This is a genomic window from Streptomyces sp. NPDC021019 (assembly GCF_044333295.1).
Taxonomy (GTDB): Bacteria; Actinomycetota; Actinomycetes; order Streptomycetales; family Streptomycetaceae; genus Streptomyces.
Genome location: NZ_JBIRQR010000011.1, coordinates 1 through 23,062 on the forward strand (window position 1 = coordinate 1; position 23,062 = coordinate 23,062).

A 23,062-nucleotide genomic window follows, 5' to 3' on the forward strand; every position below is an offset into this window, starting at 1 on the left:
CCCGCGGAGCGGGTACCACATCGCTGCGCGATGTGCAAGCGGGGCGGTCGCTGCGCTCCCTTCGCCCACGCGATGCGTGGGCGGTCCCCTCCGCTGCGCTCCTGGGACCGGTGGGGCCGGCCGCTGCGCGCCCGGCTGGTCCGCGCGGTGCGCGGCCCTCGCTGCGGTGTGTGGTGATGCGGCTAGCAGGGTCTTCAGTAAGGGAGTTGGGAGGAGCGCGGGGCACTCCTGGCGGGTCCGCTGCGCTCCCCCGCCTGACGGTCCTTCCGACTGCGCCTCCAGAACCTTGAGGGCACGCGATACGGGCCAGGCTGGCTACGAGGGTGAGGGTCGCTCGTTCGTGTCGGGTTTCAGTGTAGCGGGTGCATCCGAGAGATGCACATGTAGCGTTGGCGGAAGTTAGGGGCACCCCTCAACCGGGCGGTCAAGGTGAATGGTTTCGATGAACGGTCCGCATCAGAATTTCGGTCCACCAACTTACTCGAGGAATTCCACACTGGGAAGCTGCGGGCCTGAGCCACAGAACGGGACCTCAGATATCGGAAAGTCGGAATTCCGGCGTGCGGAGGTACCGGAGCCGAATGGCCCCAAGGGCCGGGCGGCGGAACCACCCACCGGTGCCAGCCACGCTTCCTGGCTTGAGTGAGAGCGTCACGGCTGGCACCACCCGAGACTCAGAGCCGTTGACGCTGTCCACCGGTCCGCGCGAGGGCGCGGTGCCGCACGCGAAGCGAGCGCAGCCACGGCGGCCAGCGTCCCGCCATCTGGTGGTTGTCGACTCGTTGCTGCCGTGGCTGCGAGCGAGGTGCCGGTGGGCGTCACCGGCGGAGGCTGGTTGCGGTGGAATCCGGGCCGCTCTTAAAGATTACAGAAGGCGCAGCGCTGTGACCTGCGGAAACGCGGAAGTTGTATGCATCCTGGCTGCATACAACGTGCCGCTGGAGCCGGAGTTGTATGCACGTAGCTGCATCAAGGGTCGAAAGCAAGGGACACGCCGCCGGGTGCATGGTTCCGCGAATAACATGTCACTGCTGGTATGTTATGCGCCTCGATGATCTTCGTAAGGAGGGGCCAGTGGCCCAGTCCCAGAGGCGTAGCGCGCCAGCCGTCGCCAGGGCCGTACGCCCGGCGCCGGTGCCTCAGAAGCCCGACGACTCCTACGGTCTGGAGTCCGCGCGGGCCCTGCTGAAGAGGCTGGAGGAGCTGGGGCGCAAGGGCGGCACCTTCTCGACGAAGGGCGACTCGAAGCCCTACGCCTTCTACGGCCGGATCCACCTCAGCGCGTCCCAGCGGCTTCAGGACGAGATGTGGAAGTTCAACTTCTCCTCCATGGCGAGGAACGTGTTGGACCACATGACGGTCCACCACGACGATGAGGCCCTGGTGAAGATGACCCAGCGCGGCCTGGCCGAGAAGTTCGGCTGCTCGCAGTCGAAGGTCTCCCGCTCCATCGGCGAGCTCTCCCGGCAGAACTTTGCCTGGAAGGAGAGCAGGGGCATGTACCGGCTGCATCCCCTCTACGCCTACCGTTGGGGGAGCGACAGGCAGCGGGCCTTGGTCAACAAGCTGGGTCCGAAGGTCCTGACGGCGCGCGAGATTGTCATCCCGAACGTGAGGAAGGCAGAGCGATGAGCGACAACCCCGTACCCGGCTTCCGGAACCCGGACGCCTTCGAGGTCCTGCCGAACGCCCGGCTGAGCCCCACAGCGCGCGACGTCTTCGACGTCCTCCAGGCCCGGCAGGATGCCAGCGGCGTCGTCAGGATCCGGCAGACCGACGTCGCCAAGCGCCTCGACATCAGCCAGGCCGCGGTTTCCCGCGCGATCGGCCAGCTCAAAGACAAGGGCCTCCTCGATGGCCGGCACCGCCAGGGCAGCGTGCTCATCCACCCGCTCTTCGCCGCGTACGAGTCGCTCCCCCACATGCTGAACCACCTCAGCGACCCCGAGACCTTCGTGTGGCCGCTCAACTTCCCCACCGGCGACATCCGCCCCCCGCGGACCAGCGACGCGCGCACCGACACCAGCTTCGACCCCAACCCTGACCCCGACGGCGGCGAGGACGCCCCAGCCCCCGAGGCCCGGCCAGCCCTCCGGCTCGCCGGCTGACTTCCCGAGCTCGCCGGAGATGTATGCGCCCAGGCTGCATACATCTCCCCAGGCGCCGTACCCGACGGGTACGGCGCCTTCTTCATGCTCGCCAGCACCTGCCGTGTCACCTCTGCTTGACACCCGTGTCGCCCCTGCGCGACACGGCACAGGAGCTGTGTCCCTCCAGGGGGACAGTCGCAGATGGCACGGTGCGTACGGGCGTTCCCGCAGTGGAGCTACGCGTGCCGCCCGACCGAGGGCCGGCCCTCGCGGTAGGAGTGGAGGGTGACGTACGACTTCGGCCTCCACTTCACCCAGGAGCTGGGCAAACGCTTCGGCCCGGCCACCGACAGCTGGCCCGCGACCGCGGAGCGGGTGACCCCGTTCCTCGCGATCGTCATGGACGCCCTGGGCGTGGACGACGGCCTGCGATGGTTCGAGGCGGCCCGCCAGGCCCGCCAGCGGGTCCTCGAGGACGAGCGCGACGACAGCTACAGCTTCGGCTTCGCCCACTACCTCGACATGGCGACCGGGGCGCACGAGGACATCCCCCTGCCCGTGGTGGCCGCCTTCGAGGCGCTGAAGGGCGCGTACGAGGTCGCCCGCCGCGAGCGCAGCGTGGACGTCGACATGTACTTCGAGTGCGCGGCGCAGGCGTGCTCACGTCTGGGCCAAGCACGCCGCGACCGGCGGGAGCAGCTGGAGCAGGGTCGGGAGAGGCGAGTCGCTGCATAGTAAGGCCGGCCTTACTGCACGAGCAGCACCCGTGTGCCGCCTGGATCGGGCGAATGCTGCATCGCGGGCGAGGCGGACCTGTGCAGCACCCGGTCTTGCACGCTTCTGCTGCCCTTGCACCCTTCACCACCAGGAGCAGCAGCCCGTGCAGCAGGACGGGCTGCAAGCGGAAGGCTGCAAGGTGTCGGAGCTGCTGGAGATCGCCGCCGGGGCTCCCGCCGGGGGCCGCTGGAAGCCGTCCCAGCGGGGCTGCGACCGGGCAGCGTCTTGCACCCCATTAGAGGTAAGTAGTTGTAGTGCCTATGCGCGGGTTGAATTCTCCCCCCTGAGAGCGGAGCTCGCGGCCGGGAGATCGAGACCACCGGCGCCCAGGACGAGCTGCGACAAGGCGGCCGGTGGCTCCAGAGACATCCCGGGCCGGACGAAGCGCTGTACGCCGCTGTGAAGGCACGAGAGGCCTGTGATCGTCGCTCGGGAGCCGAGAGGCGCTCAGAACGCCGCAGGAGGTCGTACAGCGCCGGGAAGGATCATGTGCGCCCGGACTGATGGGTGCGGTGGCCAGCTGTGCCCGGCCGTGCGATTACTCCGCATCAGAAGCGCCGGTCCGCCGACGGGCCCGATCCCTCACCAACCGGCGGACACGCTGCCCGGCAGCGGACTCCTGGAAGAGACAACATGCAACGCCAGAGCCCCGAACCCGGCGGCCCCGGAGGCGGGCAGACCGTCGGCTGAACCGACGCTCCGGGCGCTGCTTCACGAGCAGCGCCCGCACGCCGCGCCGGGCCGGCCTTCCAATGCCATCGCTCTCCGGCACCAGGCGCACGGTGCCGGAGAGCGAGGGTCTGCGGACAGCTACGTTCCGTACTGCCTCACATGCGCGCGGGAGGTCACCTCATAGGTGTCACGCTCCACCCGGATCCTTCCCGGAGGGCCCTACCGACTCCGAGAAACGGACATACAGGGGCGTATTCGAGGCAGCGTGACACCTCTTCGCGTGAGCGTGACAGCCGGGTGTCACGCTCACGCTTCGTCATCACAGTGCTGTCCGGCAGCGAGTGGCTCACCTTCGGCCAGAACCCGACCCCCGCCCCGATCGCGCTCGCCGGGCTGGCCATCGCCGTCTGCGCCTTGCTCACCCTCACCGGCGAGCAACTCCAGCACCTCGGTACCGCGGTCGCCATCCCCGGCACCCTCTGGCCCATGGCGGCCGCGCTCAGTCGGCGGGCATGACTGCGGGTGACCGAAACCCGTTAAAACCCCTCAGCACTGTCAGTGCCTCCCCGTACCGTTGCAAGTCCTACTCGTGGCGGCTGCGGGGAGCACCCAAGTGGCGAACAAGGTTCATCACCTCACGACGAACACCCGTGTCGACCTCAATGCGCTGGCCAGGGGTGACGCCGGGGAGGCCGTGAAGTTCGACATCCTCTACGCGATCGGCCAGCAGGACGCCGCGAACGGAGTGCGCGTAGCCGACCGCGGCCTCCTGTGCGACGGAGTCTGCAAGGAGAACAACGTCGTCGCGTGGATGTACCTGCGGAAGAAGCCCAACGGCGGCCGCGAGGCCGTCCACGAACACCGTGAGGACGAGCAGCGGCATACCGCCCCCATGAGCGACGAGCACAAGGCGTACCAGGCCCGCGTCGTACGGGTCGCCACCGCCGAGGGACACTCGGCCGACACCGAGGTCCGCACTCCGGCTGGACGGACCTGGATCAAGACCGACGCCCTCGTCCAGGGGGCCGGCGGCCTCCGTATCGGCTGGGAGATCCAGCTCTCGGCCGCGGGCCACGACGGACCCCGCAGCGTCCGGAGCCGCGCGCAGAAAGCAGCCGCGCACGGCATCACCCCCGCCTGGCACACCGACCGCTCCTCCTACGCCAACCGCAACGACACCCAGTGGACCCGCTCCGACAACCTCCCCGCCTACGTCATCGAGAAGACCGGCGACCTGCGCGTCGTCTCCGGCTACCGGGCCCTGGACACCTGGAGATGCGACTCCCGGGCCGTGCACCCCTGCGCGAACGGCGGTTGGGGACGCTGCTGGAAGCACCACACCACCCCGCGGCCGTTGGGCATCCTCTTCGACGACCTCGTCCGCAAGACAGCCTCCGGTCTCATCGTCCCCGTCGAGCACAAGGCCGGTCGCACCGTCCACCGGTTCTGGGTCACGGGCACCGACCGGGAGCGGTACTACGACATCCTCGGCGGCGCCCCGCAGACCGTGGGCATGGAGGAGAAGCCCTCGGCGCACGCGAGCGGCAACGCCCCGACGTGCCGCCCCCAGGTCAGTCTTGTACCGCCGCAACGAACCGTGGACTGGAGCGACCCGAAGCACTGGGCTACAGAAATGCGCGCCTGCCGGTACTGCGGCCTCTTCACCAACCTCCGCGACCTGCGGCTGGACCCCTCTTGCAAGCTCTGCCACGAGGAACACCAACTGCCATGACCACCTGGCAGCCCTCGCCTATGGGGCTCCCGTAGAACTTCTTCCGCACGGGCTGCCGACTGGGGGCTGCTCTAGGCCCAGAGGGATACGACGTTCGCGACCGAACCCACCAGCACCCCCGCCACAGTGAGCAGTGCCGGCCACTTCAACGAGTGCACCACCAGTTCGAGCGCCGCCAACTGGGCGTTCTCCTCGAAGTACTCCAGGCTCCCCATGGACCCTGTTGGGTGCCGCAGAGCGTGGCGTTGACGAACCTGCTCGGCCCCGGCCAACGAGGTGTCGCTGCCGATGGCCTCCAGCTTCGCCAGGTCAGCTTTCAGCCCCCGGTACTCGCGGACGGTCTTCACCGCACCCCAGTAGACCCCGAGGACGGACAGCACGGCGCCGATCATGGTCAGCGCGATGGAGAGTATGAACATCGCCGCACTGTACGTTGCCGCTCTGACACTCCGTTGACCTCTTCCAGGCCGCTACCGTTCTCGCACCACCGCACGCCCAGGGGGACCCATGACCGACATCACCACCACAGCTCACGCTGCACCCTGCGAGCCCGCCAAGCCGCCCCTGCGCCAGCGCATCGCGACCCGTTGGGACAACCTCAACCCCACCACGAAGGCCGTCGCGGTCGCCGGCCTCACCGTCGTGGCTGGCGGGGCCCTTCGTGCTCTCGCTGGCAGCCGCACGTCCGAGACCACCGCTGTGGTACCACTCCCAGCTGAACCTGCGGTCGATACCGGGCGCGGCCGCTACGACCACCTCGGCCGCCACGTCCAGTGGAACCACCACGGCCTCTACTACATGTGCCGCCACCACGCATGCTCCAAGAAGGTCAACTGGACCATCCCGGGCCACGACTGCTGCGGACGGTGCACCCCCGGCCGGAACTGCCTCAAGGAAGCGCAACGCGACTACGCCGGCCCCGGCACCTTCGCGCACAAGTTCTGGGACACGCTCATGTACCCCGACGTCTGCGCCACCTGCGGTGAACCGCCCGAGGTGCACCCGGAGCCGTAGCGTCACGCGCCGCCCCCTGCCCGGTTCGGGTGGGGGGGGCGTGTTTCCGCCCGGCCTGTCATTCCCCGATGCCACAGTGGACGTACATCCCGCACCGAGGAGCACGCCGTGGACCAGGACCGTGACCCGCAGCCGGCCGGACGCTGTACCGCCGTGCACATCGAGGACCCCACCCCCTGCCGCGGCCCGCGTGACGCCGTCACGATTCTCGACGGCACCGGGAACGCCGCTGCCGGGTGTGAGCACCACGGGGCGCGGATGCTCGCCTCCATCGACGGGGCCCGCATCGAGCCCGGCAGTGTCGTGGGCGCGGCGACCCGGGCGTTCGCGGCGTCCCAGACGATCCGCCCGTTCTGCTGGTACGCGTCCGCCCCCCGCATCGAGGCGTCGCAGCTGAGCCACGCCAAGAACGCCCGCCGGGCTTAACCGTCGCCCGGCACCCCTGGCGCCGCACCAGCCGGTCCACGGCGCGCGCTTCCCAGACCCCCCAGACCCCCAGCCCACCCGCAGGAACGCGCCTGCCTGGGAAAACTACTTTCCATCCCCCAGACATCCCTGACAGTGCGGGCATTTCTGGCACCCAATCCCCCGGGCTCACCAGCTGTCTCCGCAGGGGGCTGGGGGTCTGGGGGATTGCTGACGGTGAGGTCAGTGCGCCTCGGTGCGGGCGCGGGTGAGGAACGCGGCGAGGTCCCCGGCGGCTTCCGGTTCGGTGGTGGCGAGCCGGGCGGCGAACGCCAGCTGGTGGACGTCGGCTCCGGGGACCAGGCGGAGGAGTTCGGCGAGCAGTGCGGCGTGCGCGAGGACCGGCGGCGTGAGAAGGCTGGCCACAGCTTCCTCGCAGGCGGCGGGGTCGCGGTAGTGCCCGAGGTGGGTGGCCAGTGCGCGGGCGAGCCACGCGTCGATGTCGTCCTGGATGAAGCCACCGGCGCGGCGGGTGAGCTCGTCGCGTACGGCTTCGTCACCGGTACGGGGCTCGGTCTGGTCCAGGGTGCCGAGCTCGCGCAGCGCCTGGAGCTCGTCGGCGCGGGCCGCGATCCGCATCGCTTCGCGCAGCTCGGCCTCGCGGGCGGCGTCGGCGGCGAGCTCGGCCTGGACCACGTCGTCGGCGTCCGGGTCGTAGACGGTGCCCGGGGGCGCGTCGGCGAGCAGCCGGGCGATCCGCTCCCACTCGCCGAGCTCGGCCGGGCCGCGCTCGTCACCGGCCAGGTCCTCGTGCCTCGAGTTCTGCCGGGCGTCGAACCGGGCGACGTCCAGGGCGGCCGCGGCGGCGCCGACGGTCATGCCCCTGGCGCGGCGCCGTACCCAGCGGCGGCCCATACGGGCCGGATCGAGCGGCTCGCGCGGCACCGTGACGTACGGGGCGGCCAGGACGGCAGGGGTGTGGTCATCGTCGGCCTCGCATTCGTGGTGAGCAATGAGGGCGGGCCGCCGTCAGAGCGCTGTACGGCGGCCCGCTGGAAATGGTTATAGCAGCCCTGGAATTGTGTGGTGTCAGAACTCGAAATCTATCGACTGGACGTGGGTGAAATCCGCGCGCAGCCCCTGGGCCCGGGTGCCCCATTCCGTGAAATAGGACTCGGTGACGGCCTGGGCGACGATCGGATGCAGCTCCTCCTCCGTCGCACCGGATGCCTGGAGCTGGAGGATCTGCTGCGCGTAGGTGGGCGAGATCGCGGTGGTGATGTGCCGTATGCGGCCGTCGTCGGAGGACCCGGAGGCGGTGAACCCGAAGTACGCGACGACGTGCACCATCATCCCGCCGGAGGTGGACGCCTGCTCCCTTGCTTGTGCTCTGACCTGCGGTTGCCACTCGGATTCGGTCTCCTCCACCAAGGCCGCCTGGAGGCGCTTCTGCGGGGTCGTCAGCTTCCCGGCGCGGTAGCGCTCCACCGTGCGGCGCGAGATGCCCAGCCGCTCCGCCAGGGCCTTCGTGGACCCCTTCGCCCGCGTGAGGAGGAATTTCACCTGGGCTTTCGCGGATTTCGGCGCGGGGCGGGTGAAGACCTTCCGCTCTGCCCGGACGAGGGCTTCCAGGACCTTGCCGCGGCCCGGGGCCGACTGCTGCTGCTCGTGATCGCTCATACGTTCCAGGACGCCACGGATCACCTGTGGACAGAGGAAGCCGTCCGCGTCGGCGGCTGCTGCCGTGAGCAGCCGGTAGCGACGGTGGGAGCCTCACATCAACCCTGGTCGCGGGGGTTGACGCGGCAGGTGACCGGGTCTTGGGTAGGGGGTCACGGTATGAGCAAGGGAGCACCCTATGACCCGAGTTGTGACCTCTGACCGTCTGCCGCAGTGCTCGCGGTGTCGCGGCGACCTGCTCACCAGGATCGTGATGCCGCAGAACGATAAGCACGGACGTCCGATCCACCTGGAGCTGTGCGCGGCGTGCGACGCGGACCGGCCGGCCGCCGGGGCCTTGATCCGCTTCTTCGCGGCCGGGTACGGCCGCGACGCCACCCGGGCCAAGGAAGGCGCCCTACTGGTGATGGAGTGGACGAAGGAGGACATGGCCGCCCACGGCTGGCTCTGGGAGCAGAAGCCGCCCCACCCCGGCTGACCTGCATGCAACGGGCGTTGTCAGTGCCCAGGCGCACAATGGGGCGGTACACCCGAATGGATCACAACGGGAGCAGGATGGACACACGCCTTATCCAGACCGCTGTCCTCGGAGATCCGGAGTCCGACGAACCGGTGATCTGTCCGGAGGACCCGGAAGAGCTTGAGGTCTTCCGTCTGGAACATGCAGGAAAGACCTGGTGGTGCGGCATCAATCTGCCGGGGGGATGTGGCCGACGGCTCACCACCAGGCTCTGCACCGACAAGATCTGCCATTTCGCTCACGTGCCGGACCCGCACGGTCATTCCGACTCCCGGCTGCCCTGCAACCGAAGGTTGCGTGGCAAGGAAGACGCCGACCACCTCTTCATCAAGGCGGACATCGCGCGGTGGCTGCGGCAGCAGAACATCGAAGCCGACCTGGCCCTGCCCGAGCCGCTCGGTTCCGCCGTCACGGTGCGTCTCGCCGACGGACGGCTGCTGATCGTGCATCTCGACACCGAACGTCCGCCCGCATGGGACGACGAGAAGGTGTGTGAGTACCTCCTGGGACCGGGCTGCCGGATCAGCCGAGACGCACTCATCCAGCGCGGCCAAGTGTTCCGGATCCGAATGGATGGAAGGTCTGGCCGCGGGCGCCGTTTCGTCGTCGCCGGCATCGAGCGGGCGGGGGCGCATACCCGGTGGTTCGATCTGACCAACCTCAGGGTGACGGCTGACGGCATCGACACGGTTGACGAGGCGGGCCCTCTCCAGCCTTCGCAGGTGTCCGCAGTGGGTGCTGAGCAGTCCCCCTCGGACCAGGGGTCGATCGTTGCGCTGATGCCGTCCAGCGCCGAGGTGCCTAGGTCTCGTGAGCTTCGGCCCTTGGCCGCGCGCCGACTCGACAACGCGATCTACGAGGAGTCGTCGGCGCGCGTCAAGTCCGCCCTGCTCAGCGTGGAGTACGCCATCGCCAACGATGACCTTGGAGACGACGAGCTGGCGGTGCTGAGGGCAGCGCATGGCCGCGGGCAGCGGTGGCTGGAGAAGCGGGAGCGGCTGCGGAAGACTGTAATCGCACAGCTCCAGGAGCGGGTCGATGCCCGAAAGGACCCCGAAGGGCTGGCCCGGCAGGCGCGGGATCTCGTCGGCGACGAGGACGCGACGGACGAGGACAGGGCCAAGGTTCGCGCGATCCAACACCAGATGCAGCAGTTGGTGGACGAGCGGCGCGAGGCCGAAGCCCGGCAGAAAGCCAAGGTCGACCAAGCCGCGGCCGAGGCGGACCAGGCCGTGCGAGAAGCGATGCAACGCGTGGCGAAAGAGCGACGGCGCGCCTTCGATCAGGAAACAGCTCGGCAGGATCAGGAGACGCGGATCAAGGCGCTGGTCCTCCCGGTGCGGGGCGGCCTGAAAAGGGCAGCCGCGACTGGAGAGATGCGCACCTGGCAGGAGCTGCAGCACAAGACAGGGGCCCGCGGACTCAAAGCCCTCTCGTACGAGGACCGGGTCGCCCTTCTGGTGATGGTCGGGCAGAGGACACCGGCCGACGAGCCACTGTGGTCCGTGCTGCTCATCGCACACGGGAACCAGGACGCGCTCGCCATGCACCGCGCCGTCGCAGCGCAGCTCAGCAGGAATGTTCCCGAGAACGATCGCGAGCTCATCGCGCAGCTGACGGCCCAACGTGCCGAGCTGCACCGGATCCACCGGTAGGCGCCCCCGGGTGCGCAGAAGAGGCCACCACCTTTCTGATGGTGACCTCTGCGGGCCGTGACTACCGATAAGAGTCATATCTGAGACAGTGCGGACGGATCTCGCTGGTGACTCGCTGGCAGCTCCATGAAGGCAGGGGGACGAATGCTGTTGAGGCCTGGCAAGACGTGTGATGAGGCGCTCGAACTTCTGAAGAACGTGACGGATCAAGGGCTGAACGACGTACAGAACTCCCTCCCGCATCTACGGCCAGGAGGGGATGGAGATGCCCTGTACCGCACGGCGCAGGTCAAGGCGATGCATGCTGCTGTGAATCCGTACGACCAGTGGACGCTGGCGGCGACCAAGAAGCTTTTGGAGGTGTTCGCCGACCGGTCCATCCCGGCTCGGATGCGTGGCGAGCGCTACTCCAGCATCGCGTTCGGCGACCACACGGCCGACCGCCTCTCTCAGCTGTTGAATCTGGAGCTCAACGAGCTGCGGACGTACTTCATGGAGCTGGGTAACGAGTTGTACCGGCTGAAGGAGAGGTACGCCCATTACCAGGGTGGCCGGACCCTGGTCCTGGACACCAATGACCTGCTGCACTACTCCCGGTACGACAAGATCCCCTGGGCGGCCGTGTACGGGAAGAACACGGTCGTGGTGATTCCCCATGTTGTCGTGGACGAGATCGACAAGAAGTCCTACGCGACCAGCGACAGCATCCGTAAGCGCGCCCGAGGAGTTTTCGGGCTGCTGGAGCAGACCCTAACCGAGCAGCGTGACGGCCACGCGATGGCTGGGGGCGTGCGAGTCGAGGTGCTTCTCGATGAGCCCCAGCACGTGAGGCTGCCGAACAACGACGACGAGATCGTGGCCCGTGCCTGCGAACTCCAGCAGGCCGTTGGCCCGGTTCAGGTCACGGTACTGACCGGAGACAACGGCATGCGGGCACGGGCGATCGCGTGGGGTCTGAACGCCGACAAGCTGCCGGCCAAGTACCGGATCGAACAGGTCAGTGCCCGCGACAAGGCTGAGTACCTGCAGTCCATCACGGCCCCGGAAGAGCAACAGCCTGCGCTCACCTCCAGCTGACCGATGATGCCGAGCGGGCCCGGACCAATTGGTCCGGTGTGACTGAGCGCTTCATCTGGCGATTGAGGCCAGATGAAGCGCTCAACAGCTTCCGGGCCTTCATACCGGCGCGGGATAGGCAGCCATCCGGCGCCGGTAGTAGTGCACTGTGACCGCGCCCAGCAGCGGACCCCAGAAGAGCAACGGAGCGTAGACGATGTTGAGTAGCCAGATGCCCCAGGTGGTGGCTTCCATGTCTGCGTTGAGCGACGTGTGGACGAACAGTGCTCCGAAGACAGTCGTGGCCAGCGCGCCAAGCCCCGCCACGGCGGTCCCCAGCATGACTGGGACGCGGCGCCCGCGGAGATACGGGATCCAACGCGGCCATGCCTCACCCCAGCTCTGCACCAGCCCAAGGGTGAGGAACGCGAAGGCCTCGGAGATCAGACTGAGGCCGACGAGGACCAACGACCCCAGGCCAGGAGCCCCCATCTGATCGTATTCGGATTGCGCCAGCCCAACGGGGACGCCGACGGCAATGGCCACCCGCCAAAGCGCCGAGGGCACGTTGGTCAATGCGGCGCCCAGCGCAGCGAGCCGGGCCCAGCGCGGCACATTGGGCAATACATTCACTTTCGGCATGTGAGCCAGGCTCGTCGACGGGGCGGTTACTCACATCAGCCTGCGGTTCCATCCCTTCTCACCCGCGAGAACTACACGTACGACCGGCGGGCGCGAACTGAAGGCAACCGCTGCATCCAACTCTGACGCACAGCTCCGCCAACTGAAGCACGCATTCGCCAGGTGAAGCGCTCAGTCACAAATGCTGCTGTTTGCTGGCTGCCTGGGACAGCCCTACAGGTCGAACTCGAGGTGTTCGATGTCGGTGAAGCGGACTTCGTCCAGGGAGCCGGCGCGGCGGCCGCCGTCTTGGAAGTAGACCTCCTTGAGGGCTTCGGCAGCGATCTCCTGGAGCCGGGCGTCGGACGCGCCCTGCTCCTGGGCCTCGAAGAGCCGGGCTGCGTGGACCGGCGGGAGGGCGAGGGTGAGGTGGCGGATGCGGTCCTGGTCGGTGGAGCCGATCGGGGCGGTGTAGCCGAGGCGGGCGCGGGTGTCGATGATGATGCCGCCCGTGGACGCCGCCTTCGCCTTGGCCTTGGCCCGGATCTGCGGCTGCCACCGGGCCTTCACCTCGCGGTCCAGGCGTCCGGCGAGGTCGGGGCGGGGCTTTTTGATCTGGTCCTTCACGTACCGCTCGACGGTGCGCTGGGAGACCCGCAGCATCTGCGCGACCGCCTTGGTGCCGCCGAGCTGCTTCACCAGGTACCGCATCTGCGCACCCGCGCTCTTCGGCGCCGGGCGGGTGAACGCCTTCTGCACCGCCTTGTTCAGGCCGTCCCCGATCAGGCTCATGCCGGTTTTCTCCTACTCTCCGTTGTCGGCATCGGTGACGGTGCCGTCCTTGATGAACCGGGCGAAGTTCAGCTGCGGGGCGTCGAACTGCTCGCGCACTCCTTCGCCCCACAGCACGGTCTGGGTGCCTTCGTGCTTGACCAGGCCGGGGTTGATGCCGAGCTTGAACCCTCCGGGGAGAGGCTTGCCGTCCCGGTAGGGCAGGATGTCCAGCGGTGAGGGTCCGTCGGCGGCGTAGACGACGCAGTCGGAGAGGACCGCGATCGGGTACTGGCCGGTGAACGCCGCGTGCTTGACGATCTTGCGGTGGAGGTTGATGCGGGTGCGGGAGATGACCGCCGCGCGGATGTCGGGCCGCCAGGTCGGGCGCTCCAGGGCGCGCCACCGCTCGCCGGGCCGCCAGCCCTCCCCGCGGGGGCGCTCGCGGAGCTTGCCCAGGCCGCCCTTGACCGTCGCCTTGATCGCCGTGATGACGATGCCCAGCTCCGGATCGTGGTCCTTGTAGCCGTCCATCGCCGTCAGGAAGTCCTGCGGCGACAGGTCGGCGTCGACGCCGAGGTCGGCCATCGTGGCGAGGTAGGCGTCGCGCAGCCGCTGGTACCAGCCGTCCAGGTAGCGGCCGTTGTCGTACCGCACCCACGCCTCGGTCGGCGTCACGTCGTAGCCGAGCTCCTGGGCGTACGCCACGGTCGGTGTCGCGTACCAGGCCGGGCCCGTCGGGCGGTCGCCCTTCGGCGTGAACGGGGAGGGCAGCAGGCCGCCGTTCAACTCCACCCACTCCTTGCCGGCCTTCACCTTCGACAGGTCGACGTGGGAGAGATCGACCAGCCACGAGCCGGGCAGCTTCGGATCGAACACCGGGTTCTTGACGTGCGTCGCCTCACCGAGGCCGACGTTCAGCCCGTTCGCACCGGCGGCGAAGGCCATATTCACGTCCAGACCCACCAGGTAGCGCAGAGTGCACTCCTCGTCGGTCATCGGCCGCGCCCAGTCGTACGCCTCCTCGAACAGCTTCTCGGACGGGCCGCGCACGTGGAAGCGCGGCAGTTCCAGCGCGGTGAGCACCGGGTGCCCGTCGGGAGCCTCGCACGGGGCGCAGTCCACCGGGTCCGTGCCCAGCGAGCCGGGCGTCTTGGTCTCGGCCTGTCGCAGGGCGCCGGTCTCCTCGTCCCGCACGGCGTGGGTCGGCGGGTGCAGCGCGGTCATCAGCTCCAGGCCGGTGACGGCGGTCGACCCGCGCGGCGTCATCACCCGCATCGCGTAGGTGCCCAGGACGCGGGCGAGCTCCGCCGGCGGCAGCTGCGCCGCGTGGCCCCAGAACCGGGCGTCCAGCGCGTTCCAGGAGGGGATGCACAGCTGGACGCACTGACGGTCCGAGCCCTTGGCCGGGCGGTAGATCCTCGCCCACGGGCCGAAGCCCCTCTTCGTGAGCTTCCAGTCGGCGCGGGTCAGCTGCTTGATGACCTTGTGGCCCTCCGGGATCCGCCCGGCGTCCCTCTCCTCCGCCGTGAGCGCGGTGGGGAGGCCGTAGCGTTCCAGGGCGGCTTCGGTGAGGACGAGCAGCGGGTCGGCCGGCCTTCCCGGGCCGGACAGCTTCGGCTGCCCGAGCTTGGCCTCCTTGAGCGTCCAGTCCACCAGGGAGGGCAGGGACTTGGCGGGCACGTCCAGGACCAGGCCGCCGATGCAGTACGCCAGCACCTTCCCGTCCTCGACGTCGACGACCGCCAGCGGCCCGTTCTCGAACCGCGGATCGGTACCGCCCGCCGGAGTGCTGGCCGGGGCCGCCTTCCGCGCGCCGGGGCGGCGCGACGTCGACGTCGGCCTGGTGGTGCGGGCCGGACTCGGCACGGCCGCAGCAGCAGCAGCAGCAGCGACGGGCGCAGGGGCAGGGGTCTGGGTGTTCTCGGTTTCGGTCATGTCCGCAGCCTCGGACGCCGGGCCTGTGGATAGCGGTCGGGCTTCGGCCGGTTCGGGGGCGCCGGTGAACGTGGCGGGCACCGGGGCGTCCGGCGCGGGCGCGGTCTCAGCGGCCGGGGCCGGGACCGGGGCGGCGGCGGGGTAGAGCTCTGCGAGCTTGTCCAGCAGCCGGGCGTAGGCATCACGCTCTGGGGGGCGGGGCTCGGTCTTGCCGGACTCCCACCCGGACACCGTGGCCCGGCGCACCTTCAGCGCGCCGGCGACCTCGTCGATCGTCAGGCCGTGCGCGGCGCGCAGGCGTTTGCGTTCCGCCGGGGGCGGCAGGGTGGCGCGGGACGCGAGCAGGGCGTCGACCGCGTCGAACAACTCGGACATGGAACACCTCCTGACCCACACCCTACCCCATGAAGCGCACGTTGCGCGTACGTTTGGCGTACGTATCCCGTACGACGCTTGTTTGGAGGGGTGGGACGGTCCAGGCCACGGGAAGGGCTGGAAATCGGCGCGTCACATGGAGTGCTTATGGGGAGATACGGCCGGTTGCAGCTCTGAGTGACCAGGGGGTTACGTGAAGTGGAAAGACGCGTTCGGCAGCGCGATGGAGGAACTGAAGGCGATACGGGCCCTGCTGGCACCGGTCGCCCGTCTCGATGACCCCACGGTCGGGCTGACCGCCCTGCACGGCGAGCTCACCCAGACCCGCCTGAAGATCCTGGAAGTCGTGCAGGGAGGAGTCACCGGACTGCGTGAGGAGAACCGCGAGGTACGCCGCCGCCAGGACCGGATGATCAGCGACCTCAACGACACCCGGAGCGAGCTCCGGCAGCTGCTGGACCTCGCCGACATCCTCCGCCCTCTCGCCGAGCTCCGGAGGCCGGCCGACGAACCCGGCGACGGCACCCACCCGCATGCCGGGTCAGCCTCTCCGGCATTCGAAGCCGATCCCGGCACCGGCCCCGCAGTCTCCGCAGCGGCACAACCGCCCACCTCAACCGACACCGACTCCCAGGGGGGAACCATGGAGGACAGCGGCCGCCAGGCGCAGCCCGAGCACGAGGGCCAGGACGACGCCCTCAGGAAGGCGATCGAGGCCGCCTACCAGGGCAACGCCACTCCCACCGCGCCCTCTTCCGTTGCCGCCCCGCTGGCCACCGGCCAGGGGCAGGACCCTCGGGTCACCCACGGTGTCCTGCTCCTCAAGGCCGCCGGAGTGGCCTCCGCTGACCTGATCGCGCACCGCGACACCTGGGAATGGCTCACCGCCCTGGCCGTCGACCACCCCCACTTCCGCACCCCGCCCTCGGTCGAGGACGTCAAGGAAGGCCGCATCCAGACCGTCCTGTCCGGCCGCTCCCTCATCGGCCTGCTCATCAAGCTGTGGGACACCCGCCACACCACCACCCCGCTGGAAGCGGACTGGGCGCTGGCTACCACCGCCTACAACCGGATCGCCGCCGAACTCACCGGCGTCGACGGCGAGGGCCAGACGATCCGCATCGTCCTGGACGACGGGCTCCCCCACGAGACCGGCGACTGACACCAGCGCGCACCGCAGCCGGCCGCCCCATCAACCCGCCGTGGCGCAGCCGGAGGCCCTCACCTCGGGCGTCGGTCGATGCGCTGGTCGACGGGTCAGGGTGCCGGGGCCCGGCGGGTCTGCCGGGTCCCGGTGTCGGGAGGGGTTACAGGTTCTGCTGGATCAGCCAGAAGCCCAGTCCGACGAGGCCTGCTCCGGTGGCGTAGGCGGCGCCGCGCAGGGCGCTGGAGAGCAGGGCGTGGCGGCGGCGGGCGAGCCAGGTCTGTACGGGCTGTTTCTGCGGGGGCTCGTCCGCAGGTTCGGTTCGGCGGTTAGTGTGCATGGTGGTGCTCCGTTCTTCGGGTGCTTACGGAGTTCGGCGGGGCTGGGCGGCTAGGAACCTTCGGCCCCGCCGGCTCTGGTCAGGGACGGCCGACGAGAGTGTGGATGTGGTCGGCGATGCGGGCGTCGGGGCGGCAGACGAGGCCGTCGGTGTAGCGGTCGACCACGCGCTCGACGTCGGCCTCCAGGTGCCCGGTGGTGACGGCCCGGCAGGTGGGGTTGCGGACGAAGTAGCCGGTCAGGGAGTCCAGGGCCTTGAGGAACTCCTCCGGGTCGGGGGTTCGGCTCGGGCCGGAGGAGAACAGCGTCGTGGTGACCTGCTTCTTCCAGAACCGGGCTTCGCGCTCTTCGCCGAGGCTGAGGTGGTCCAGGTAGAGGCAGTACGCGGCGCCGTTGTGCCCGGCGCCGGCGGCGAACCTCCACCAGAACCTGGCGCTCTCGGGGTGGTGGGCGAGGTAGAGGGTGCACGCGAAGACCTGCACGCCGTCGATGTCGACGCCGTTGGTCCAGCCGTCGAACTCGGTGACGCTGTCCTCGTTCTCGTCGGGGCCCAGGAGCGCGGTCAGAGTTTTCACGTGGGCGGCCGCCCCGGCCTGGGTGACGGCGCAGCGGGCCATGGCGCTCAGGCGGCGGCGGGCGTTCGGGCTCGTGGACGACGGCGGGGCGGCCGGGGCGTTGCCGGTGTCGTGGGCGAGGCGGCGGAGTCCGGCACCGACGTCAAAGGGCCGCCGGGGCTCGCGGGCGCGGGCGTCGGCGTCCGTGAAGAGTTGCTCCCAGGGGTTGTTCATGTGGTGTCCCTCCGCTTGATCGGACGTGTGGCGCGACGGTGGATGGGAGCCAGGCGCTCCTGGGCCTTGCGCAGGTGGTGGGTGACCGTGCTGGGGGTGAGGCCCATGTACCAGGCGATGTGCTTGGTGTCGTACGTGCCGATGGCCTTGAGCACGATCACGTCGAACTGGCGCGGGGACAGTTTGCAGAGTGCCGGGTATAGGCCGATGCCGCTGTCCATGAACGGCAGGCTCTCGCGGAACGTCCCCAGCAGCTCGTCGATGACGGTGCGGCGCATGATGTTCCAGGCCTGCTCGGGCAGGTCGGGCTCGGTGAGCAGGGTGTCCCACTGCCGCTTGATCTCGACGAAGGCCCGGTGCACGGTCTCCTCCGCGAGGTCGTTCGTGCCGAGGATGGCCAGGGCGAACTCGTGGAACGCCTCCTGGGTGGTGAGGTAGTAGGCCTCGAGCTCCAGCGGAAGCGGGAGCGGGGGCGGGACTTCGGCCACCGGGATGCGGCCGTCCTCCTCGCGTACGTCGTCGGTCATGGATCCTCTTCGTTGAGGCTGGATGGTTCCGGCTTCGAGTGCCGTCACGGATCACTCAACCGGCCGAATCCGCCGAACGCGCATGCGCACCCGCACGAATATTACGTTCGGAGATCAACTAACCCCGGAGCGTAGCGATGTGACGCGTGGTGCACGGGTTCTGACCTGGGGTAACAGTGTCCTTCGCGTGACATGTCGTCGACAGGACGATTCGTGGGGCGTGATGATCCTCACGTTTCCTTCGCCGCCCGCTGGACGGCCTGCCGTCACGAACGAGTGAAAACGGCCAACCCGGTTGCGGCGTAACCCAGCTGACGGGCAGTCCGGGCACCCGCAGTGCCCCACGCCGGTTCGACCGGCGCCTGCCAGCCCATACCCAGGCACCACTCGCTTGTGGGAGAAGGCGGCCAGGACCAGTAGATGCGTCGGAAAGCCGGAGCCGCCACGGTGCAGTTCCTCACCCGGCCTGCGGGAAGGTCGAAGCGGCCCCCGTGATGCCGGAGCCGTAGCGGGCTGCGGCCCTGTCGAGCGCAGCTTCAAGGCGGCGGAGCTTCTCGTCACGGTGGTCGAAGGTGAGCTGGTGGACTGAGTCCTCGGCGGGCCGCAGACGTTCTGCTCGCAGGGCGATTGTGCGGACGCGGGCGCGCTGGAGGCCGAGGCTGGTGAGGAGTTCGCTGGCGGTGGTGGCCAGGGCGGGGGTGTGGGCGGTGGGTTCGGTGAGGGTGCGGCTGCGGGTGGTCTGGGTGCGGTCGGCGTAGGTGACGGTGAGCGTGAGCGCCTGGGTGATCTCGTCGCTGGTGCGCAGCCGGGCGCCGAGCCCCTGGACGAGGCGGAGGACGGTTCGGTGGTGCTGGTCGGGGTCGAGTGCGTCGCGGTCGAAGCGGTGGCCGGCGCTCATGGTCTTGGGGGCGGCGCTCGGGACGACGGGGCGCTCGTCGATGCCGTGCGCGAGGTCGTGGGCCTGGCGTGCGGGCCCGGTGCCGAGGATGCGCTGGAGGGTGGGGAGCTGGGTGTCGGCGATGTCGCCGACGGTGGTGATGCCGTAGCGGGCGAGGGTCCGGGCGGTCTTGGGGCCGATGCCGGGGAGGGCGGCGGTCGGCTTGGTGCGGAGGAACGCGGCGATCTCGTACGGGTCGTCGCGGACTACCGTGGCACAGCCGGGCGGGGTGACGTCCGCGGCCATGGCCGCGATTGAGCGCGTGGGGCCGGCACCGGCTGAGCTTTGGACGCCGTGGAGCGCGAGCAGGCGGAGGCGGAGCACGGCGACGAGGCCCTCGACGTCGCGGCCCCAGTAGGTGAGGGCGCCGGTGAGGTCGACGTAGGCGGACCAGTCGGCGGGCAGGGGTTCGACGCGGGAGCTGATGCCGTCGAGGACGGTGAGCAGCTGTCCGTACAGCTCTTCGCTCCGCTCGGCGGGATGGAAGTGGATCCGCAGGATCGCGCGGGTCCGTCGCGGGGAGGCGGTCATCCGGCGCTCCCTTGGCTCTTGTGCCCGAAGCGGGTGAGGTCGGCCGACCGGGTCCCGGCGGGCTGGAGGTCGCTCCAGGGGTGCAGGCGGGCGCCTGCAGTGCCGTCGGGGATCGACCGCCCGGGTGCGGGCTGGGCGGGTGTGGGCGCGGGGGCCTGGCCGAGGAGGTCGAGGACGGCCTGGGGTCCGTGGGTGGCGCGGGCGGTGGCGAGGTGGTCGAGGTCCCAGGCCATCTCGCCGACCACGGTGCGCCGGGGTCCGCGGGCTTCGACGGTGCCGCGGACGAGGAGCAGGCCGTGGTGGAAGACGGTGTGGGCGCACCGTTCGTGGGAGTCCTCGAAGAAGGCGAGGTCGACGAGTCCGGAGCCGTCTTCGAGGGTGACGAAGATGATCCTTTTCCCCGAGGCGATGGGCGGGGTCTGGGTGGAGGCGCGGACGCCTGCGACGAGGACAGGCTGTCCGGGGTGCATCGCGCGCAGGTGCTGGGCGTCGGTGGCGCCGATCTCGCGCAGCAGCCGGTGGTGGTCCTCCATCAGGTGCCGGGAGACGTCGATCTTGAGGACGCCGAGCTCGGCGTCGAGCCGTTCGCGGGCGGTCATCTCCCGCAGCCCGGACGGCCCGGCGGCGTGGAGATTGGCGGCGAGCGGGATCTGGCCGGGCCCGGGGCGGGTGCGGGCCTGGCGGTGGAGCTCGGTCGCCTGCAGCAGCAGGTCCCGCCGCGTCGCCTCCCCCTTGAGCTGGTCGAGGGCGCCGATGCTGATGAGGCGTTCGACGGTCGGGAGCTTGGGGTGGGCGCGGGCGTAGAGATCCTGCAGGGAGGTGTAGGGCTGGCCCTGTGTGATCCGGGTGACCTCGTCGTCGGAGATGCCGTGAACCGTGGACAGGGAGATCCGCACGCCCCACCCGGAGCCGGTCTCCTCGACGACGTAGTGCGCCTTGGAGGTGTTGATGTCGACGGGCAGGACGGGGACGTCGTGGCGGCGGGCGTCGGCGACGATGACCCGGGCCGGCCACATCCCCGGATCGTGCTCCAGCAGCCCGGCGTAGAGAGCGGCGGGGTGGTGGGCCTTGAGCCAGGCGGACTGGAGCGCGGGCACGGCGAACGCCACCGCGTGCGCCCGGCAGAACCCGTACGCGCCGAACGAGGCGACGATGTCCCAGACGTCGTCCAGCACCTTCGGGCTGTATCCGCGGGCCCCGGCCTGCTGCCGGAACCACGCCTCGATCTTCGGCAGCCGCTGTTCGTCGCTGAGGGCGCGGCGGGCGACTTCGGCCAGGGCGCGGTCGCAGCCGGTCATGACCGCGAGGATGTCGATGATCTGCTCGTGCCAGATCGTCACCCCGTACGTGTCGCGCAGCACGGGTTCAAGGTCGGGGTGCGGGTAGGTGGGTGCGGCGCCGTGCCGGGCGGCGATGTAGAGGGCGGGCATCCCGCCCTGCACCGGGCCCGGGCGGAACAGGCTGATGTCGGCGATGACGTCCTGCGGGTCGCGGGGCTGGAGCCGGCCGACCAGGTCCTGCTGGCCCGGCGACTCCAGCTGGAACATGCCGACCGTGTCGGAGTTCTGGATGAGCGCGAAGGCGAACCGGTCGTCCAGCGGGACGTGGTCGGGGTTGTCGAGGTCGATCGCCCGCCCGGTCGTACGGCGGATCTCAGTGACCGCGTGCGCCATCGCGGACTGCATCCGCACCCCGAGCACGTCCAGCTTGAGGAGGCCCAGGTCCTCGACGTCCTCCTTGTCGGCCTGGACCATCGGGTACTCGCCCCCGGGGGTCGGCTGGACCGGCAGCCGGTCCAGGAGGCTCGTGTTGGAGAGGATCACTCCGCACGGATGCATCGCGATCCCGCGCGGCAGCGCGTCCAGCCCTTCGGCGAGCTCCCACAGCGGCCCGAACCGCCCGGCCTCGGCCGCCAACTCCCGCAGCTCCGGTAGCTCGGAGAGGGCGGAGCGGATATCGCAGGCCCGGATGTGCGGGAACGACTTCGCGATCCGGTCCACGGTGGCCGGCGCGATCCCGAGCGCGAGGCCGGTGTCCCGCAGGGCGTGCCGGGCCCGGTAGGTCTCGGGCATGCCGGTGACCGCGACCCGCTCCCGCCCGAAACGGGTGATGATCCGGTCGTAGACCTCCAGACGTCGTGCGGACTCGACGTCGATGTCGATGTCCGGCAGCGAGGAGCGCCGCTCGGACAGGAACCGTTCGAAGAGCAAGTTGTGCTCCAGCGGGTTCGCGGTGGCGACGAAGAGGCTGTGGTTGACCATGGAGCCGGCTCCGGAGCCGCGGGCGGCGACCCGGATGCCCATGTCCCGCACATCGGCGACGACCTGGGCCACGGCGAGGAAGTACGGCTCGTAGCGCAACCGTCCGATGGTCCCGAGCTCGTAGTCGAGCTGATCCATCGCCCTCCGGTCCCGGTCGAGACCGCGGGCGGCCATGCCGCTCTCGCACCGCTGCCGCAGCAGCCGCATCGCCCCCTCCGGCCCCGGCTCGGCGCCGACCACGGACGGCTCGGGGAAATGCGGTACCCCGAGACCGAGGTCCCGCACCGGGTCGACCTCGCACGCGTCCGCGACCGCGATGGTGTCGGCGATCAGCTGCGCGGCACGGGAGGGGTCGGCCCCGGCGGCGGCCGCCACCCGTCCGGCGATGTCGGTCATCGCGGGCCCGTCCTTGAGCCAGCGCTCCCCGCAGTCCAGCCGGCGCCGGTCGACGGGCCGCAGCAGCCGGGCCGCGTCCAGCACGTCCGCGACCCGGTGCTGGACCGCATCCGCGTACCGAACAGCGTTCGTCAGCACCGCCGGAATACCGAGACGGTCGGCGAGCGCCATGGTGTGCGCGGCGAGACGGGCCGACCCCGGGCCGGTGCCGGACAGGCCCCAGCACACGACCTCCAGCCGCAGCCCGCCACCGACGACCCGCTGCCACGGGGCAAGAAGCCGCTCGGCGATGTCCGCACGGCCGGCAGCGAGAGCCCGCAGAGGCTCCGACGCCGGGCCGAGCAGCACCATCAGGCCTTCGTCGGCGTACTGGGCGAGCATCTCCCACGACGCCGCCGGCGGCGCGCCCGCAGGGAAGGCTTCGGCGTGCGCGGCGGACACCATCCGGCACAACCGCGCCCAGCCGTCCGCGTCCCGGGCCAGGAACGTCGCCCGGAACGCCGCCTCCGCCACGTGCGCACCGCCACGCACCGGGGTCCGGCGGCGCACGTCGGCGGGCGGCACGAGGGGGGCGACGCCCAGATCGACGCCGAACACCGGCCTCACCCCGGCCGCCGCGGCGGCCTTCGCGAAGCGCACGGTGCCGGTGACCATGTCGCGGTCGGTCAGCGCCACCGTCCCGATCCCGCGCTCGGCGGCCCGGGCGATGAGCGCATGCGGATGCGAGGCACCGTAGCGGGCCGAAAACCCACTACTGACGTGCAGATGAGGGACGCTTCCTCGCATGACACCCTCCGCCCAGACACCCCCAAAGTAGTACCAATTGACCACCT

The 23,062-nt window shown here is 69.9% G+C and carries 22 protein-coding genes; 11 read left to right on the forward strand and 11 right to left on the reverse strand.

Annotated elements, in window-relative coordinates:
- Window positions 1–1,134 precede the first annotated feature (1,134 nt).
- The 5 genes from ACH4RG_RS34795 (at window position 1,135) to ACH4RG_RS34815 (ending at window position 5,271) form a co-directional block, all read left to right on the forward strand.
- Entirely contained in the window at window positions 1,135–1,632 is a 498-nt protein-coding gene (locus tag ACH4RG_RS34795; protein ID WP_233436193.1) for a replication/maintenance protein RepL, read from the forward strand.
- Window positions 1,629–2,108 (forward strand): MarR family transcriptional regulator, encoded by a 480-nt coding sequence (locus ACH4RG_RS34800; RefSeq protein ID WP_331761972.1) that lies wholly within the window; start codon window positions 1,629–1,631, stop codon window positions 2,106–2,108. The genes ACH4RG_RS34795 and ACH4RG_RS34800 overlap by 4 nt, the downstream gene beginning before the upstream one ends.
- Window positions 2,109–2,375: 267 nt before the next feature.
- Window positions 2,376–2,825, forward strand: coding sequence for a hypothetical protein (locus ACH4RG_RS34805; RefSeq protein ID WP_398540764.1), 450 nt, complete (start codon window positions 2,376–2,378; stop codon window positions 2,823–2,825).
- Window positions 2,826–3,836: 1,011 nt separating this feature from the next.
- A complete protein-coding gene (locus ACH4RG_RS34810) occupies window positions 3,837–4,055 on the forward strand; it encodes a hypothetical protein (protein ID WP_398540765.1) in 219 nt (72 codons plus the stop codon).
- Between the two features lie 97 nt (window positions 4,056–4,152).
- On the forward strand, window positions 4,153–5,271 hold the full coding sequence (locus tag ACH4RG_RS34815) for a hypothetical protein (protein ID WP_398540766.1): 1,119 nt from the start codon (window positions 4,153–4,155) through the stop codon (window positions 5,269–5,271).
- 71 nt (window positions 5,272–5,342) lie between these two features.
- Here the strand turns inward: ACH4RG_RS34815 and ACH4RG_RS34820 are convergent, their stop codons facing one another.
- Window positions 5,343–5,690, reverse strand: coding sequence for a hypothetical protein (locus tag ACH4RG_RS34820; protein ID WP_398540767.1), 348 nt, complete (start codon window positions 5,688–5,690; stop codon window positions 5,343–5,345).
- Between the two features lie 88 nt (window positions 5,691–5,778).
- Between ACH4RG_RS34820 and ACH4RG_RS34825 the strand changes: the two genes are divergently transcribed.
- Together ACH4RG_RS34825 and ACH4RG_RS34830 are read left to right on the forward strand one after the other, a co-directional pair.
- Window positions 5,779–6,285, forward strand: a complete 507-nt coding sequence (locus tag ACH4RG_RS34825; protein ID WP_398540768.1) for a hypothetical protein — start codon at window positions 5,779–5,781, stop codon at window positions 6,283–6,285.
- A 108-nt stretch (window positions 6,286–6,393) separates the two neighbouring features.
- Window positions 6,394–6,711, forward strand: a complete 318-nt coding sequence (locus ACH4RG_RS34830; protein WP_398540769.1) for a hypothetical protein — start codon at window positions 6,394–6,396, stop codon at window positions 6,709–6,711.
- Between the two features lie 222 nt (window positions 6,712–6,933).
- On the opposite strand, the gene ACH4RG_RS34835 is transcribed toward ACH4RG_RS34830, so the two are convergent.
- Both ACH4RG_RS34835 and tpg (ACH4RG_RS34840) read right to left on the reverse strand, forming a co-directional pair.
- A complete protein-coding gene (locus ACH4RG_RS34835; protein ID WP_398540770.1) occupies window positions 6,934–7,635 on the reverse strand; it encodes a hypothetical protein in 702 nt (233 codons plus the stop codon).
- Between the two features lie 144 nt (window positions 7,636–7,779).
- Window positions 7,780–8,370 (reverse strand): telomere-protecting terminal protein Tpg, encoded by a 591-nt coding sequence (gene tpg / locus ACH4RG_RS34840; RefSeq protein WP_398540771.1) that lies wholly within the window; start codon window positions 8,368–8,370, stop codon window positions 7,780–7,782.
- A 178-nt stretch (window positions 8,371–8,548) separates the two neighbouring features.
- Here tpg (ACH4RG_RS34840) and ACH4RG_RS34845 point away from each other — a divergent pair, with 178 nt between their 5' ends.
- The 3 genes from ACH4RG_RS34845 to ACH4RG_RS34855 all read left to right on the forward strand — a co-directional run bounded on the left by ACH4RG_RS34845 (window position 8,549) and on the right by ACH4RG_RS34855 (window position 11,622).
- The gene (locus ACH4RG_RS34845; RefSeq protein WP_398540772.1) at window positions 8,549–8,848 is read left to right on the forward strand and encodes a DUF6300 family protein; all 300 of its coding nucleotides are present in this window, start codon (window positions 8,549–8,551) and stop codon (window positions 8,846–8,848) included.
- A 77-nt stretch (window positions 8,849–8,925) separates the two neighbouring features.
- A complete protein-coding gene (locus ACH4RG_RS34850) occupies window positions 8,926–10,545 on the forward strand; it encodes a hypothetical protein (protein ID WP_398540773.1) in 1,620 nt (539 codons plus the stop codon).
- A gap of 297 nt (window positions 10,546–10,842) precedes the next feature.
- Entirely contained in the window at window positions 10,843–11,622 is a 780-nt protein-coding gene (locus ACH4RG_RS34855; protein WP_398540774.1) for a PIN domain-containing protein, read from the forward strand.
- Between the two features lie 99 nt (window positions 11,623–11,721).
- On the opposite strand, the gene ACH4RG_RS34860 is transcribed toward ACH4RG_RS34855, so the two are convergent.
- The 3 genes from ACH4RG_RS34860 to tap form a co-directional block, all read right to left on the reverse strand.
- Window positions 11,722–12,243, reverse strand: coding sequence for a hypothetical protein (locus tag ACH4RG_RS34860; protein WP_398540775.1), 522 nt, complete (start codon window positions 12,241–12,243; stop codon window positions 11,722–11,724).
- Between the two features lie 213 nt (window positions 12,244–12,456).
- Window positions 12,457–13,014, reverse strand: a complete 558-nt coding sequence (tpg, locus tag ACH4RG_RS34865) for a telomere-protecting terminal protein Tpg (protein ID WP_398540776.1) — start codon at window positions 13,012–13,014, stop codon at window positions 12,457–12,459.
- Between the two features lie 12 nt (window positions 13,015–13,026).
- A complete protein-coding gene (gene tap / locus ACH4RG_RS34870) occupies window positions 13,027–15,306 on the reverse strand; it encodes a telomere-associated protein Tap (RefSeq protein WP_398540777.1) in 2,280 nt (759 codons plus the stop codon).
- Between the two features lie 193 nt (window positions 15,307–15,499).
- On the opposite strand from tap, the gene ACH4RG_RS34875 reads away from it, so the two are divergent.
- Window positions 15,500–16,468, forward strand: a complete 969-nt coding sequence (locus ACH4RG_RS34875; RefSeq protein WP_398540778.1) for a hypothetical protein — start codon at window positions 15,500–15,502, stop codon at window positions 16,466–16,468.
- A 145-nt stretch (window positions 16,469–16,613) separates the two neighbouring features.
- On the opposite strand, the gene ACH4RG_RS34880 is transcribed toward ACH4RG_RS34875, so the two are convergent.
- From ACH4RG_RS34880 to ACH4RG_RS34900, 5 genes are all read right to left on the reverse strand, one after another.
- Window positions 16,614–16,790 carry a hypothetical protein gene (locus ACH4RG_RS34880; protein WP_398540779.1) on the reverse strand — a complete coding sequence of 59 codons (177 nt, stop codon included), beginning with the start codon at window positions 16,788–16,790 and terminating at the stop codon, window positions 16,614–16,616.
- Window positions 16,791–16,869: 79 nt separating this feature from the next.
- Complete coding sequence (locus tag ACH4RG_RS34885; RefSeq protein WP_392169045.1) at window positions 16,870–17,577, reverse strand: hypothetical protein; 708 nt, start codon at window positions 17,575–17,577, stop codon at window positions 16,870–16,872.
- Window positions 17,574–18,104 (reverse strand): RNA polymerase sigma factor, encoded by a 531-nt coding sequence (locus ACH4RG_RS34890; protein WP_392169047.1) that lies wholly within the window; start codon window positions 18,102–18,104, stop codon window positions 17,574–17,576. Before ACH4RG_RS34890 ends, ACH4RG_RS34885 begins: the two co-directional genes overlap by 4 nt.
- A gap of 457 nt (window positions 18,105–18,561) precedes the next feature.
- On the reverse strand, window positions 18,562–19,572 hold the full coding sequence (locus tag ACH4RG_RS34895) for a DNA polymerase thumb domain-containing protein (protein ID WP_398540780.1): 1,011 nt from the start codon (window positions 19,570–19,572) through the stop codon (window positions 18,562–18,564).
- Window positions 19,569–23,015, reverse strand: a complete 3,447-nt coding sequence (locus ACH4RG_RS34900) for a DNA polymerase III subunit alpha (protein WP_398540781.1) — start codon at window positions 23,013–23,015, stop codon at window positions 19,569–19,571. Before ACH4RG_RS34900 ends, ACH4RG_RS34895 begins: the two co-directional genes overlap by 4 nt.
- Between the last annotated feature and the right edge of the window lie 47 nt (window positions 23,016–23,062).

What these genes read in the sequence shown, in the direction of transcription:
- ACH4RG_RS34800 (WP_331761972.1), top strand. Translation starts at nt 1,629, where the DNA reads ATGAGCGACAACCCCGTACCCGGCTTCCGGAACCCGGACGCCTTCGAG.
- ACH4RG_RS34820 (WP_398540767.1), bottom strand. Translation starts at nt 5,690, where the DNA reads ATGTTCATACTCTCCATCGCGCTGACCATGATCGGCGCCGTGCTGTCC.
- ACH4RG_RS34825 (WP_398540768.1), top strand. Translation starts at nt 5,779, where the DNA reads ATGACCGACATCACCACCACAGCTCACGCTGCACCCTGCGAGCCCGCC.
- tpg (WP_398540771.1), bottom strand. Translation starts at nt 8,370, where the DNA reads ATGAGCGATCACGAGCAGCAGCAGTCGGCCCCGGGCCGCGGCAAGGTC.
- ACH4RG_RS34845 (WP_398540772.1), top strand. Translation starts at nt 8,549, where the DNA reads ATGACCCGAGTTGTGACCTCTGACCGTCTGCCGCAGTGCTCGCGGTGT.
- ACH4RG_RS34850 (WP_398540773.1), top strand. Translation starts at nt 8,926, where the DNA reads ATGGACACACGCCTTATCCAGACCGCTGTCCTCGGAGATCCGGAGTCC.
- ACH4RG_RS34855 (WP_398540774.1), top strand. Translation starts at nt 10,843, where the DNA reads ATGCATGCTGCTGTGAATCCGTACGACCAGTGGACGCTGGCGGCGACC.
- ACH4RG_RS34860 (WP_398540775.1), bottom strand. Translation starts at nt 12,243, where the DNA reads ATGCCGAAAGTGAATGTATTGCCCAATGTGCCGCGCTGGGCCCGGCTC.
- tpg (WP_398540776.1), bottom strand. Translation starts at nt 13,014, where the DNA reads ATGAGCCTGATCGGGGACGGCCTGAACAAGGCGGTGCAGAAGGCGTTC.
- tap (WP_398540777.1), bottom strand. Translation starts at nt 15,306, where the DNA reads ATGTCCGAGTTGTTCGACGCGGTCGACGCCCTGCTCGCGTCCCGCGCC.
- ACH4RG_RS34880 (WP_398540779.1), bottom strand. Translation starts at nt 16,790, where the DNA reads ATGCACACTAACCGCCGAACCGAACCTGCGGACGAGCCCCCGCAGAAA.
- ACH4RG_RS34885 (WP_392169045.1), bottom strand. Translation starts at nt 17,577, where the DNA reads ATGAACAACCCCTGGGAGCAACTCTTCACGGACGCCGACGCCCGCGCC.
- ACH4RG_RS34890 (WP_392169047.1), bottom strand. Translation starts at nt 18,104, where the DNA reads ATGACCGACGACGTACGCGAGGAGGACGGCCGCATCCCGGTGGCCGAA.
- ACH4RG_RS34895 (WP_398540780.1), bottom strand. Translation starts at nt 19,572, where the DNA reads ATGACCGCCTCCCCGCGACGGACCCGCGCGATCCTGCGGATCCACTTC.
- ACH4RG_RS34900 (WP_398540781.1), bottom strand. Translation starts at nt 23,015, where the DNA reads ATGCGAGGAAGCGTCCCTCATCTGCACGTCAGTAGTGGGTTTTCGGCC.